The 12840-nt window shown below is 47.1% G+C and carries 13 protein-coding genes; 2 read left to right on the top strand and 11 right to left on the bottom strand.

Annotation, left to right across the window (positions count from 1 at the left end; translation table 11 throughout):
- Positions 1 to 42 precede the first annotated feature (42 nt).
- The 3 genes from ACIP6T_RS15780 to ACIP6T_RS15770 all read right to left on the bottom strand — a co-directional run bounded on the left by ACIP6T_RS15780 (position 43) and on the right by ACIP6T_RS15770 (position 2301).
- A complete protein-coding gene (locus ACIP6T_RS15780; protein WP_400458067.1) occupies positions 43 to 1053 on the bottom strand; it encodes an aldo/keto reductase in 1011 nt (336 codons plus the stop codon).
- A 100-nt stretch (positions 1054 to 1153) separates the two neighbouring features.
- Positions 1154 to 1900: an SDR family oxidoreductase gene (locus ACIP6T_RS15775; protein ID WP_400458066.1), complete on the bottom strand. Its 747-nt coding sequence runs from the start codon at positions 1898 to 1900 to the stop codon at positions 1154 to 1156.
- Positions 1897 to 2301 carry a cupin domain-containing protein gene (locus tag ACIP6T_RS15770; RefSeq protein ID WP_400458065.1) on the bottom strand — a complete coding sequence of 135 codons (405 nt, stop codon included), beginning with the start codon at positions 2299 to 2301 and terminating at the stop codon, positions 1897 to 1899. Before ACIP6T_RS15770 ends, ACIP6T_RS15775 begins: the two co-directional genes overlap by 4 nt.
- Before the next feature lie 460 nt (positions 2302 to 2761).
- Here ACIP6T_RS15770 and ACIP6T_RS15765 point away from each other — a divergent pair, with 460 nt between their 5' ends.
- On the top strand, positions 2762 to 3784 hold the full coding sequence (locus tag ACIP6T_RS15765; RefSeq protein WP_400458063.1) for an alpha/beta hydrolase: 1023 nt from the start codon (positions 2762 to 2764) through the stop codon (positions 3782 to 3784).
- A 49-nt stretch (positions 3785 to 3833) separates the two neighbouring features.
- Here ACIP6T_RS15765 and ACIP6T_RS15760 read toward each other — a convergent pair whose 3' ends face one another.
- The 6 genes from ACIP6T_RS15760 to ACIP6T_RS15735 all read right to left on the bottom strand — a co-directional run bounded on the left by ACIP6T_RS15760 (position 3834) and on the right by ACIP6T_RS15735 (position 10338).
- Complete coding sequence (locus ACIP6T_RS15760) at positions 3834 to 5015, bottom strand: arabinose transporter (RefSeq protein ID WP_400458062.1); 1182 nt, start codon at positions 5013 to 5015, stop codon at positions 3834 to 3836.
- A 65-nt stretch (positions 5016 to 5080) separates the two neighbouring features.
- Positions 5081 to 7453, bottom strand: coding sequence for a membrane-bound PQQ-dependent dehydrogenase, glucose/quinate/shikimate family (locus tag ACIP6T_RS15755; RefSeq protein ID WP_400458061.1), 2373 nt, complete (start codon positions 7451 to 7453; stop codon positions 5081 to 5083).
- Positions 7454 to 7581: 128 nt separating this feature from the next.
- Complete coding sequence (locus ACIP6T_RS15750) at positions 7582 to 8343, bottom strand: glucose 1-dehydrogenase (protein WP_400458059.1); 762 nt, start codon at positions 8341 to 8343, stop codon at positions 7582 to 7584.
- Positions 8344 to 8470: 127 nt separating this feature from the next.
- Positions 8471 to 8698 (bottom strand): tautomerase family protein, encoded by a 228-nt coding sequence (locus ACIP6T_RS15745; protein WP_400458058.1) that lies wholly within the window; start codon positions 8696 to 8698, stop codon positions 8471 to 8473.
- 158 nt (positions 8699 to 8856) lie between these two features.
- Positions 8857 to 9930, bottom strand: coding sequence for a PQQ-dependent sugar dehydrogenase (locus ACIP6T_RS15740; protein ID WP_400458057.1), 1074 nt, complete (start codon positions 9928 to 9930; stop codon positions 8857 to 8859).
- 33 nt (positions 9931 to 9963) lie between these two features.
- Entirely contained in the window at positions 9964 to 10338 is a 375-nt protein-coding gene (locus tag ACIP6T_RS15735; protein WP_400458056.1) for a DUF2255 family protein, read from the bottom strand.
- Between the two features lie 243 nt (positions 10339 to 10581).
- On the opposite strand from ACIP6T_RS15735, the gene ACIP6T_RS15730 reads away from it, so the two are divergent.
- On the top strand, positions 10582 to 11475 hold the full coding sequence (locus ACIP6T_RS15730) for a LysR family transcriptional regulator (RefSeq protein ID WP_400458054.1): 894 nt from the start codon (positions 10582 to 10584) through the stop codon (positions 11473 to 11475).
- Positions 11476 to 11516: 41 nt separating this feature from the next.
- Here ACIP6T_RS15730 and ACIP6T_RS15725 read toward each other — a convergent pair whose 3' ends face one another.
- Together ACIP6T_RS15725 and ACIP6T_RS15720 are read right to left on the bottom strand one after the other, a co-directional pair.
- Positions 11517 to 12299 carry a carboxymuconolactone decarboxylase family protein gene (locus tag ACIP6T_RS15725; protein WP_400458053.1) on the bottom strand — a complete coding sequence of 261 codons (783 nt, stop codon included), beginning with the start codon at positions 12297 to 12299 and terminating at the stop codon, positions 11517 to 11519.
- Positions 12300 to 12309: 10 nt separating this feature from the next.
- Positions 12310 to 12831: a cupin domain-containing protein gene (locus ACIP6T_RS15720; RefSeq protein ID WP_400458052.1), complete on the bottom strand. Its 522-nt coding sequence runs from the start codon at positions 12829 to 12831 to the stop codon at positions 12310 to 12312.
- Between the last annotated feature and the right edge of the window lie 9 nt (positions 12832 to 12840).

Raw genomic sequence — 12840 nt, 5'->3', positions numbered from 1 at the left:
GGTCACCATTAACATTACTCTTATTTGCGTTGTGTGTGAGTTCTACTTCTCCGTCAGTCTCTCCTGAGAATCAGGATATCGTTCACCAACAACTTTAAACTTGTTTAGCATTTGCCTGATGTCCTCCAGTTCATCTGGTGAGAATTCAACTCCTATGCTCGCCAGATTCTCATCCAATCGTTCGACCTTTTTCGTACCTGGAATTGGCACAATGCCATCGTACTGGGCAAGCAGCCAACCTAAAGCAATTTGGGCAGGAGTCGCGTTCTTCCTGGAAGCCAGGAGTTTGACGTAATCAACCACCTGCAAGTTTTGGCTGAGATTTTCTGGAGAGAAACGTGCAATTTGGCTGCGGAAATCATCTGAATCAAACGTGGATTTTTGGCTAAAACGGCCTGTAAGCATGGCTTTACCCAACGGGCTATAAGGTACGAATCCAATACCTAATTGCTTGAGTGTAGGTAAAACAGTTTCTTCCGATGCTCGATACCACATCGAATATTCACTTTGCACGGCTGTTAAGGGCTGTACGTGGTGTGCCCTGCGTATGGTATCTGCTGAGGCTTCAGAAAGTCCCCAATGTAATACTTTTCCTTCCGTAATCAGGTCGACTATCGTTCCTGCCACGTCTTCAATGGGTACAGAAGGATCAACACGATGTTGGTAGTAAAGATCAATACGATCCGTTCCAAGACGTTGTAGAGAGCCTTCAATCGCCAAGCGTATTGACTCTGGCCGACTAGAAAGGCCGACTGCACGGCCATTAGGGCCATCCGAATCATTGCCTTTGGCTAAATCAAATCCAAATTTTGATGCAATCACTACTTCATCACGAATAGGCGCTAACGCTTTTCCTAATAAAACTTCATTCGTATAAGGACCGTAAACTTCAGCGGTGTCAAAGAGTGTCACTCCTTTTTCATAAGCGGCACGGATAACCTTAATGGCTTCTTCGTCTGAGATGTAAGGGGGATAACTTTGAGTGAATCCCATACAACCCAGGCCAAGAGCTGAAACTTTTAAGCTGGAGTTTCCTAGAAAACGTGATTTCATCGTTAATCCTCCATAGCGGTTGAAAAATGGAAAGCAATATCACTTAATAAGTTATTAAATAAATGAGCCCGAAATTAGTCCGGGCTCATTTGGATTGAAATTACATTTCCTGACTGGTAGGTCTGAAAAGTATTTCATTGATATCTACATTCGCTGGTTGAGTTATGGCAAATTCAACTGCGCTTGCAAATGATGATGGTGGGATTGCATGTTCATCGTAGAACTGTTGAATATCACCAGCTACACCTTTATCAGTAATGTGGTGAGTCAACTCGGTATCAACAGCGCCCGGCGAAATAATTGTCGTCCGAAGATTATAAGGTTTTACTTCTGAGCGAAGACCTTCACTGATGACTCTTACTGCATGCTTGGTTGCGCAGTAAATGGCCCCAGCGGGTGTTACCTTGTGGCCTGCAATCGATGAGACGTTAATAATGTGGCCGAATTTTTGCTCTTTCATTATTGGCAGCGCGGCGGCAATGCCGTAAAGAGTGCCTTTGATGTTGATATCAATCATGTTATCCCATTCATCAACTTTCAGGCTTTCCAGCATTGATTGCTGCATTAACCCGGCATTGTTAATGAGAACATCAACACGACCAAAAGCCTCAACCGCAGCCTTCAGTAACTTCTCAACCTGATTTTTATCGGTGACATCAGTAGCAAGTGCAATTGCTTTACCGCCTGCGCTTTCAATTTCCTGGACGAGCTTCTCAAGCCGCTCGACTCGACGAGCGCCAAGCACGACAGTTGCTCCTTTAGCGCTCAAACTACGCGCTGTACATTCACCTAACCCGCTGCTAGCGCCTGTTATTACAATAACTTTTCCATCGATATTATTGCTCATTCGATATCTCCATATTGTTCGTCAGAGACCTTTTCCAGCCATTCAACTACGCTGCCATCCTGAGCTTCCTGAATTGCAATATGGGTCATCGCTGTAGTAGCGCTTGCGCCATGCCAGTGTTTCTCATGGGCTGGAATGCATACGACATCACCTGCACGAATCTCGCGAGCCGGCTCTCCCCAGGTTTGGACATAACCGAATCCCGAAGTCACAATGAGACGTTGGCCAAGTGGATGGGTATGCCATGCTGTGCGTGCGCCAGGTTCAAATGTTACGTGGCCAGCGCTGGCACGAGCATTCTCGTCTGCAGCAAACATGGGATCGATTCGGACTGTGCCAGTGAACCAGTCTTCCGGTCCAACCATTGATGCTTGCGAGCCAACTTTGTTGATAATAGTCATCTCATTTCCTTAAATTTTTTTGCGGTGTTCATTTGAAGATTTGAACTAACAGGTTTCTTTCCTGACGTCTTCTTCTTATAAAGCAGAGTTAATCTGCGTATCGGATTTCCAGTATGCATGATGAAAAGCGATGAATTAACCCTCAGGCGCTGAATGCTTTAATGAATGAATTTCATTAATTGGGTGTGGAAAAAAATCAGTTTTAAGCTTGTTTAGATTTTTTCTATTCCCTACAGCCTTAGCGTTAAACACTTCAATCTGTAAAGAAGTTTTAAATTTATGAATTATTGTAATAACTCTATTCATCATTCAATCAAGGTTTTTTGCTATTAGAAAATTTAGAATCAGATCTCTAAGTCATTACGGATGATGATTATATTCACCGCACGGGATTGTTCGGATAAGAGTGAACTATTCAAATTCTAAAATTAGATTTATCTTTGAACTAAGAGGGGTAACCATGCCTGCATTTAAATATACACTACTCTGCTTATCACTGTTAATGGCCTATTCTACCAATACCTTTTCCGCCACACCTAAAACTGTTGCTGAGGGAATCAATGTTGTTGGCTCGCAGAAGATTACATTCAACAACGGTACAATCAGTATGGCCGGAAATTTGTATCTTCCACCGGATTATGACGCTACAAAAAAGTATCCAGCTTTAGTGGTTGCACATCCATGGGGAGGGGTTAAAGAACAAACTTCCGGATTATATGCGCAGCAGTTGGCACGAAAAGGATTTATTACGCTGGCTTATGATGCTTCACACTATGGTGAAAGTGGCGGTGTTCCGCGCGATCTTGAAGACCCTTCTGACCGAGTGCAAGATATTCGTAGTGCAGTAGGGTATCTAGCCAGTCTGCCGCAAGTTGATGCTAATCGTATTGGTGCTATTGGCGTTTGTGCTGGCGGTGGATATACCCTTAACGAAGCTCAGACGGATTTACGCGTAAAAGCTGTTGCCGGAGTAGTAGCTTATGATATCGGCGAAGCGACGCGTACGGGTATTGAAGGCATGCCTGTTACCGCTGAAGATCAGCACAAGTTGCTGGCAAGCGTGGATGAGCAACTGAATAAAGAAGCTGCCGGTGCGCCGGTGCTAGTGAAGCCGTTATTACCCCCTTTAAGTAGCATCAATGCGAGCTCTCCCAGCTTTGTGCGAGAAGCAACAAACTATTATTTGACGCCGCGCGGTGCGCATCCAAATGCCCACAACCGATACGTCGTTACCAGCCCAGGGTTGCATCTGGCCTATTATCCATTGGCACATATGGATCTGATTTCACCGCGTCCCGTTCTGCTTATTTCTGGCTCGCGTGCTGAAACGCTCAAATTCAGCGAAGCTGCATATGCTCAGGCAAAGCAACCAAAAGAGATGGTGGTTATTCCGGGCGCATCGCATTTTGATCTCTATGATAAGCCGCAATATGTCACCCCAGCAGTAAACAAACTGGCGGAATTCTTCGGTAAGAATTTATAGCCCTATTGAGGGAACCTTTTAAACGAGAAAAAGGCTTCCCTCAATCAAATCACTGTTTTTTTCTGCCTAGCAATGCAATCGGAACGGCCATTATCACAACAATGGCGCTCCAGAGGAAAACCACATTCATGTGACCGGAGGACACCGCGAGTCCTAACAGCGGACTTGAAAGACCGATAGCAAGGTCAGGAAATGCTGAGTACGTTGCCATTGCAACACCTTTGTTTGCTCCCCCCAAGCGTCGCACCGCTTCAGACCCAAAGGCGGGATAGACCATTGCCCAGCCAGCACCGGTTAATGCAGCACCTGCAGCAGCAAGCCAGGGAGAAGGTGCTGCCCAGAGTAAAATCTGCCCGAGCGCTGTCACCAGAGAAAAAATCACACCTACGCGGATAGCCCCCGACTGGTCAATTAACTGCCCCAGGAAGAGGCGTGCAGCGATTAACGCGGCTGCAAATGCACTAACCGGTAACCAGCCCATTCCCCAGCCTTTTTCGGCATACATCAGGACAGAAAATGACAATAAAGCGGCGTAACCCACACCATTGAAAGCCGCACCCAATCCGGGCAGCCACACTGATGAAAGAGCCTGGGAGAGGGTTCCTCTCTGTTCTGCGGGGTCAACGCGTTCTGGCAAGATGCGGACAACGAGCATGGCAATGATAGGTAGCAGCGCTGTTGTTAAAGCAATGGCGGCAAAACCAGAATGGTCAAAGATGGCAGTACCTAGCGGTGCGCCAAGGGCAAAAGCAGCAAACATTGCGGTGCCTACCCATGCGATTACTCTACCGGTTTGTTTGCCGCCCGCCAGAGCCAACCCCAGCGTCATGCCGCCAGTGATGATAAAGCTTTCTGCACCACCCACTATCGCTCTGCCAATCAACACTAAAGTGATAGCTGTAATGGGTTGAGTGGCAAATGGAAGTGAAATTAAATAAAAAACGCCTCCCGCTATTGCCAGCAACAATCCCAGATAAATGGCTCGTTTGCCACCACATCGATCGGCATAACGTCCGGCTGCGAAGCGAGTCGCTAAAGAAGCGGCAAACTGCGCGCCAGTGACTAAACCCACAGCAAAAGTACCGAATCCCAACTGGTGGTGCACGTAACGGGGAAGCACAGGCAGTGCGATACCAATAATCAAAAATCCGGCCAAAACGACCAACATTAATGTCAGTAGCATCCGCATAAAATTCATAGATTCACTGGACTCAACCGACTCACTTTGCATAACCAAACTCTCAAGAAAATTAATTGTTTAGCCCGCCAGATGGCGGGCAGGATAATCCATCGCGCTTATTGAGGAAGCGCGAAAGCAATGATGTAGTCGCCCCTAATTGGCGTGGTACGATTTCCCCCGGCACTGATCACCACATACTGCCGTCCATTTTTTGCTGTATAGGTCATCGGGGTTGTTTCTCCACCGACAGGTAAACGCCCCTTCCATAATTCACGACCGGTTTTAATATCCATAGCGCGAAGGTAGTAATCCTGCGTTCCCGCCATAAATACCAATCCGGACGCAGTCGTAACAGGTCCGCCTAAAGTTGGTAAACCTACTGGCATAGGTAAATGCATGGCGATACCCATTGGTCCGGTATCTTCGACCGTTCCCATAGGTACAGACCAAACCACTTTTCTGGTGGCAAGATCGATGGCGGTTAATGTTCCATAGGGGGGGGCCTGGCAGGGTATTCCCAAAGGAGAGAGGAAGCGCGACTGCTCAACACCCCAAGGCGTTCCGTACTGCGGCGCTCCACCGTCATGTGTTCCATCCCCTTGGGCATTAGCATCATATTGCTGCCTACGAACCAAACGGTTCAAAACACCCATGCGCGAGTCGTTTACTAATAGGTATCCTATATTTTCAGCAATAGATGATGATCCCCAATTCATTCCGCCCGCCCAACCTGGGAAAAAGATCGAAGTCTGCTCAGATGGTGGCGTAAATTCCCCTTCATAACGCGCCCGGCGAAACTCAATACGACAAATAAGTTGATCGAGCGGTGTCATTCCCCACATTCGAGACTCTTTCAGTGGTTCTGTTCCGATTGATGGCATTCCTACTGAATAGGGCTGCGTCGGAGAAGTACGGTCATCGCTGACACCTCCCTGAGGAACAGCACGTTCTTCCACTTTCGCAATCGGCTCGCCAGTTCGCCTGTCCAGCATAAAGATTTCACCGCGCTTAGTGGTTTGAATCAGCGCTGGGATGGTACCGCCTTTGCCATCAGGTACATCATAAAGAGCGGGTTGCGAAGGTACATCGTAGTCCCAGCGGTCATGGTGGACAGTCTGGAAATGCCAGCGTTCGCGTCCGGTGGCTATATCCAAAGCCACTACAGAAGAAGAATATTTATCTGCTTCAGGGGAACGATGGCCTCCCCAGAAATCTGGAGTTGCATTGCCAGTTGGTAGATAAATCAAACCAAGCTTGTCATCGTATGCCGGTGTGGACCACACGTTCGGCGTTCCCGGTGTGTAGCCTTCCCCCTTTGGTGGAAGTGCGGTGATGGCTGGATTACCCAGATCCCACGCCCACACCAACTTGCCGGAATGGACATCGAATGCGCGAATGACACCTGATGGTTCACCCGTTTCATGGTTGTCTTGTACCAATCCTCCAACCACAATCAGATTACGCACGACGGTAGGGGCTGCAGTCGGGAAGTAGAATCCCGGCTTAAAGGTCCCCATTCCAGCATGAAGATCAACGATGCCATGCTCGCCAAAGTCCTCACAAGGTTGGCCCGTTTGCGCATCCAGCGCCACTAACCGTGCATCGACTGTCGTGGATATAACGCGACGACGGCACAAAGTCGCTGGTTCAATTGTTGCAGAAACCACTGCTGGATCATTTGAAGCATCATAGAAAGCGACCCCACGACACCGGGGGAAAAAATTGCCGCTGGCATGCGGGTCGAAACGCCAGATTTGTTTACCGTTCTCGGGATTTAGCGCAAAAATCTGGCTCGAATGAGTGCAGCCATAGAGCATGTTATTTGCGAATAATGGCGTGACGACATGGGCTTGAGGACCTTTAGGTATTTCACCGGTACGGTAAGTCCAGGCCTTACTTAAATGAGCTACGTTCTCTGGGGTGATTTGATCAGCATTGGCAAAGCGCGTACCTGCGGGTGTTCGTCCATAATGAAGCCATTCTGCCCCCGGCTCAGCACCCGATGCTTTTCCCGCTACAGGAGCCGGAGGACTGTTTTCGCTCACGAGTGGTTGAGGTATAAAAGCTTTCCATCCCGTGGCGATTAAAGCGAGGATAATAATTCCTGCTGCGCTATAGGCAGATCTTTTCGGCGCATCCCCCTTCCTGAAATTCAGTAGCGGGGTAATCAAAAGAAGAAAGACAGCAAATACACTCAGGGCAAAAAGACGTGAAACAAGTGGCCAGAATGTGAAACCCACTTCCCATATTGACCAAATAAAACTAGCAACCAGTGCTATGAGGTAGAGATAAACCCCAAATGGACGGCGGAGTCCAATTAATATACCCGCGATGGTAATAATGAATCCTGTTGGCGCAAAGTACCAGGAACCACCTAAGGTGATCAGATAAATACCGCCAGACAGCATAAATACACCCACCACAACAATGAGTGTGGCAAGTGTTATTATTAATAATTTCGATGCCCCAGGTTTATTTAACGTAACCATTTTTTAATATCCTTTTATTAACGTTACAAGCAGGTGTTAGATCGAACCATTCGCCTCCAACATGCGAAGACTCTTATCAAAAGAGAAAAGGGGGTTCATCCCATAATTGAAACGAACCCCGAGGGTATTTAACGGACGGTATAGCCACCATCAACAGGTAGTGCATGGCCAATGACAAAAGTAGAGGCAGGACTGCATAACCAAAGTACGGCATCGGCAATTTCTTCAGCGCGGCCCAGACGCTTGATGGGGACATCTTTCATGAGTTCAGCCATCGCTTCAGGCTGGCTTTCCAACATACCAGACACCATTGGCGTCTCGATAATGCCTGGGCAGATAGCATTAACCCGGATGTTTTGCGGAGCATATTCCAGACCTGCGCTTTTGGTTAAGCCCACCACACCGTGCTTTGAAGCATGGTAAATACCACGCTCGGCAATACCCACCAAACCGCCAAGCGAAGAGTTGTTAACGATCGCGCCACTTCCTTGTTTCTTCATCTGAATTAATTCATATTTCATGCAGTTCCAGATACCGCGCAAATTGATATCCATGACGAAATCATAATCCTCAGGATCGGCAATTGCTGTTTCAGCAACTGGACTTTGTACACCCGCATTATTGAATGCAGCATCAATACGCCCAAACGTGGCGACAGCTTGATCAACCATAGCTTTAACCTCGTCAATATTTGCGACATTGCAGCGAATGCCTATCGCACTGTACCCTGCTGCATTCATTTCAGCGGCTGCATTTGCAACCGCTTCTTCATTGACATCCACCATAACGACAGATGCGCCGGATGCAGCGAAAGCCTTCGATGCTGCAAGGCCCATTCCAGAGGCGGCACCGGTAACCAACGCAACCTGATTTTTGAATGAAAAACTCATATGATAATTCCTCTTTATGACGCACAGGAGAACATCAGCGCAAATTAATCAACATGCGCTTGTGCAAGATGTAAATGGATAAAATTTTGCGGGTATTAAGTTATAAATCAGAGCTTGGCAGTCAAAATCAAAGTGGATCGTAGCCAGGTTTTTTATAGAGATTATTTGGCTTTTCTATAATCTCAGGATTGTAAACATCCTTAACCCAACTCTCCTTTGAAATATCCTCTATTGATAAAGAGATGAAATCCTCACTGATTCCCAGCGTTTTGCTCAAGGTATCAGTTAATGCCGCTGCGATTATTTTTTTGTTTTCTTCTGACTGACCAACAATCTTGACAATTATATGGGGCATAAATAACTCCCTGGTTAATTGTAATGCTTTAAATAGCCCGACGATCAGGCTTCCGAATAGCATCAATATTAACATTACATGCCGATAGTGATTACCAACCCTGAATGGGATGGAATCATGAAGAATTCTCATTACTGCGAATTATCTTCGCGTTGCAGTCATGTTTTTTTGAGCGTTAGCTTCAGTAATCTGTCTGCAGACGGGCCTTCCGAACGGGGTGAACGATTGGTAGTAATCACATAGATCGCGTTAGGGGTTGCATAAACATCACGTAGGCGTTCTCCTGAGCTAAAAACTTGCCTAAGTTTCTTCTGCTTGTCATCAAACACATACAAGCCTTTTGCGCCCAGAGCCGCGACTAAAAGGTTTTCGCCCGCAAAGGTTGTACCTGAAGGTGCCCATGTTTGCGAGCCTGAATTGAGCCAGGCAGCTACCATGCCAGCACGTTTTTCATCCCCCTGGATGACCGGCCAGCCGTAATTTGAGCTGGGTTTAATGATGTTAACTTCATCATGTGCGATCTGGCCATGCTCTGTGGCAAACAGCTCTCCACGTTTATTCCACGCTAATCCCTGAGGATTACGATGCCCCCAGCTGTAAACAAGTGAACCGGCAATGGGGTTATCCCGCGGTACCTTGCCATCAAGTGTCATACGTAACACTTTCCCCGCCAGACTTTGTATATCTTGTGGGTGGTCTTCGTTCTCAGTCCAGCCCGTTGTGGCATAGAGATAACCATCTGGCCCAATGGCAATGCGACCGCCGTTATAGAGGCGATGGCCTGGAATACCCGAAAGAATGACTTTCGTTTCCTGCCACTGCTTTCCGTCAAAATGTGCCTGAATGATTTTGTTGGTTAGCCCCGAGCTACTGCGGTAGGTGTGGTATAGCCACGCATTACCGCTTTGAGAAAAATCTTTCGCCAGCGCCATTCCCATCAGCCCACCGCCACCCTCATTAACAATCGGATCTGACGTTGTAATGGCATAGCGCTGAAGCTGACCTTGATGCATTATGACGATGTTCCCGGCCGCTTCAGTAATGACGAGCTGATCCCCTGCGGCTTCCATATCCCAGGGATAATTAAGTTCATCGTTAACAACTTCAACGTTCCAGTCTTGCTGACGGACTGTTTGGAGACGTTCATCAATTCGATCTCCCGCTGCGGCCTCTGCTATTGAAGCCAGTGAAGCCATTGCAGACAATGTTAAAGCAGCAAGCATTCCTCTCATCTATTTTCCCCTATTCAAGAAAACGTCGTGCCGTCACTTGAGCGCCGGCTTTATGAGAATGGTCGCTTCCCGCGTGCGATGACTTATCATTGAACTAAGATATTGACTATATTTATATTTTTTTCGATAAGCATCATCAATCTTATCGATAATATCACCGCGAACAGTTTCGAAGATGACATCTCGGGTGTCACCCGCAGCTACAATTTGTCCCGCTTTTTGCTCCAACGCAGATTGATACCACCGCGAATTTACGCCGTTATAAGCACGGACATACAAAGCGCCTTCAACCTCCACGCACCAGATCCATGTTGGCGTGCCCATAGTTTTACCATCAGCGCGCAAGGGGGAAATATGAAGGTCATCCGCATCAACAATATCGTTAAGTTCTTTGCTGGACCACGGCATAAAAACTCCTCTTCAATGTGATAAATATTAAAACCCCTCCGCTACAGCGGAGGGTAAATACCGACTAAAAACATCAATAAAGGCTTAATTAACATAGCGTGGTTAGCGTTTTTTGATTAGGTGAACATCATGAATAGAGTTATGAGGAATCATCATTAATCGAAAATTAAGTGAGCTGCAGATTCATAGACACTTTTAGAAATATATAGTTAAATCAGCCTCAATCTTTAAGGAGCAAATGAAATGGCACGAGATAACCTCAATGATTTAGTGGCATTTGTCACCGTCGCGCGAGAGCAGAGTTTTACCCGAGCTGCGGCACAGTTGGGCGTATCTCAGTCTGCACTCAGCCATACTATGCGTTCACTTGAAACTAAAATGGGTGTTCGATTGCTGACACGGACCACGCGCAGCGTTTCACCCACTGAAATTGGTGAACAATTACTGGCTAGCCTTGCGCCTAAGTTTGATGATATTTACAGCGAATTGGCTGCCTTACATGACAAAAAAGAACACCCGGCAGGAACGATACGTATTTCAGCTACCGACTTCGCCATTGAAACAATCCTCTGGCCAAAGCTGTCACCCTTAATGCGTACCTATCCTGATATCAATATTGAGTTCGTTAACGATTATGGCCTTACTGACATCGTCGAGAAACGCTACGATGCCGGTGTACGTCTGGGGGGCCAACTGGCAAGCGGCATGATTTCGGCAAGAATTGGTCCTGACATGCGTTTTTTAGTCGTTGGTTCACCGGACTATTTCTCAGGAAAAACGTTGCCAACCTCTCCTCAGGATCTACTGAAACATCAATGTATTAATTTGCGATTACCTGTACATGGTGGCTTCTACGTATGGGAATTTGAGAAAGATGGCCGTGAGGTGACAGCACGTGTTGAAGGACAGATTGTCTTTCATAGCATATTCCAGATAGTAAAAGCAGCTGTAGCGGGTTTTGGCTTAGGCCATGTACCCGAGGAACTGGCTGCACCTTATTTAAAATCTGGAGAGTTGATGAGTGTTATGGAGGAGTGGACGCCCTATTGGGAAGGGTTGCACATTTACTATCCTAATCGACGCGGCTCTTCTAAAGCTTTCTCACTGGTTATAGATGCGCTTCGCTATCGAGATTGATTGGCAGGCTTTCAAGAATGAGAAAGCCTGCAGCAATGAGTCTAACTTCTGCGTGATTCAAAAACTTTTTTTACTACAGGCAGTGCAGAGAATACTTTTGGCCAACCGGCGTAGAACGCCAGTTGTGTCAACATTTCCGATGCCTGGCTTTGTGTCAGACCATTATTCATAGCTCGATTGAGATGGTAGCCAATTTGCTCAACCTGGCCACTGGCAATCAAAGCACTGACGGTGACCATACTGCGATCTCTGGGAGCCAGATCGGGACGTCGCCACAAATCACCAAATACCGCTTTCTCGGTAAATTCAACGGTTCCAGAAGAAACGCTATTAAAGCTATTAGCAACCTGGGTCGATCTCGCTTGTTCAACTTTTTGATCAACCGGCTGTAACGTAACATCGGCTTGCGGCAATTGTGCTCGCGTTATACCGCGCTGGGCGAACACGCTGCGCGTGATTTGCGCGGCGGATGTGGCACTTGGCCAGCCACTATAAAAGGCTAGATGAGCAATAATCTCTGAAATTTCACCTGGTTTAACCCCGTTGTTTAACGCGAGGTTGATATGGTAAGGCAGTTCTACCTGGTCATTGCGCGCGATGAGTGCTGCAATAGTGACAATACTGCGATCGCGGGGACTAAGCTGCGGCCGTTTCCATAAATCATTATCCACATACTTCTGTGTGTAATTCTCTAAGGCGGGTGATGACTGTCCCAAATCGGTTAGTGAAGGAGATAACGGAATAGATGGTTTTTTTGCTGTTGACTGAACACATCCACTCAGCATGATGGCTAATGAAAACACAGTTATAGCGCGAGTTCGCATAGATCAATCCTTATGATTCATTGTTATATTGCTGATCTGATACCTTTTCCATCCATTCAACATTTTTGCCCTCCGGCGTGCCTTCCTGAATCGCCAGATGTGACATGCCGGTAGATGCTGTCGCGCCATGCCAGTGCTTCACGCCCGGTGGGCAATGGATGATATCTCCGGCATGTACTGTTTTCCTCTCTCCTCCCCATTCCTGCGTCCAGCCCGATCCTGATGTGATCACCAAGGTCTGTCCTAAGGGATGAGTGTGCCAGGCGCTGCGGGCACCGGGCTCAAAATTGACATGTCCAACGGTGGTTCTTACGGGAGATTTTGGCTGAGTAAAAAGAGGCTCAACACGCACTGTACCGGTAAAATTCGACTCTGCACCGGTGACCCATGGGCGGCTGCCATTTTTACTGATAATGACGTTCTCTTTCGCTGGCTTGGCAGAAATCGCATGAGAAATATCACTATTATCCGCTAATGTTGAGAAGCTGGCAGCGAGTGTTAAAAAAAATGACGCAGAGGTTATTCGGGACATAATTATCTC

This window comes from Pantoea sp. NPDC088449 (genome assembly GCF_044753225.1).
Classification (GTDB): Bacteria; Pseudomonadota; Gammaproteobacteria; order Enterobacterales; family Enterobacteriaceae; genus Pantoea; species Pantoea floridensis.
The sequence above is the reverse complement of the archived record's forward strand: the minus strand, read 5'-3'. Positions and strand labels throughout refer to the sequence as shown.

Bases quoted from the DNA above. Each gene is read 5' to 3' on its own strand.
- ACIP6T_RS15775 (WP_400458066.1), bottom strand. From the start codon at position 1,900: ATGAGCAATAATATCGATGGAAAAGTTATTGTAATAACAGGCGCTAGC.
- ACIP6T_RS15745 (WP_400458058.1), bottom strand. From the start codon at position 8,698: ATGCCCCATATAATTGTCAAGATTGTTGGTCAGTCAGAAGAAAACAAA.
- ACIP6T_RS15760 (WP_400458062.1), bottom strand. From the start codon at position 5,015: ATGCAAAGTGAGTCGGTTGAGTCCAGTGAATCTATGAATTTTATGCGG.
- ACIP6T_RS15720 (WP_400458052.1), bottom strand. From the start codon at position 12,831: ATGTCCCGAATAACCTCTGCGTCATTTTTTTTAACACTCGCTGCCAGC.
- ACIP6T_RS15755 (WP_400458061.1), bottom strand. From the start codon at position 7,453: ATGGTTACGTTAAATAAACCTGGGGCATCGAAATTATTAATAATAACA.
- ACIP6T_RS15780 (WP_400458067.1), bottom strand. From the start codon at position 1,053: ATGAAATCACGTTTTCTAGGAAACTCCAGCTTAAAAGTTTCAGCTCTT.
- ACIP6T_RS15735 (WP_400458056.1), bottom strand. From the start codon at position 10,338: ATGCCGTGGTCCAGCAAAGAACTTAACGATATTGTTGATGCGGATGAC.
- ACIP6T_RS15730 (WP_400458054.1), top strand. From the start codon at position 10,582: ATGGCACGAGATAACCTCAATGATTTAGTGGCATTTGTCACCGTCGCG.
- ACIP6T_RS15750 (WP_400458059.1), bottom strand. From the start codon at position 8,343: ATGAGTTTTTCATTCAAAAATCAGGTTGCGTTGGTTACCGGTGCCGCC.
- ACIP6T_RS15725 (WP_400458053.1), bottom strand. From the start codon at position 12,299: ATGCGAACTCGCGCTATAACTGTGTTTTCATTAGCCATCATGCTGAGT.
- ACIP6T_RS15770 (WP_400458065.1), bottom strand. From the start codon at position 2,301: ATGACTATTATCAACAAAGTTGGCTCGCAAGCATCAATGGTTGGACCG.
- ACIP6T_RS15740 (WP_400458057.1), bottom strand. From the start codon at position 9,930: ATGAGAGGAATGCTTGCTGCTTTAACATTGTCTGCAATGGCTTCACTG.
- ACIP6T_RS15765 (WP_400458063.1), top strand. From the start codon at position 2,762: ATGCCTGCATTTAAATATACACTACTCTGCTTATCACTGTTAATGGCC.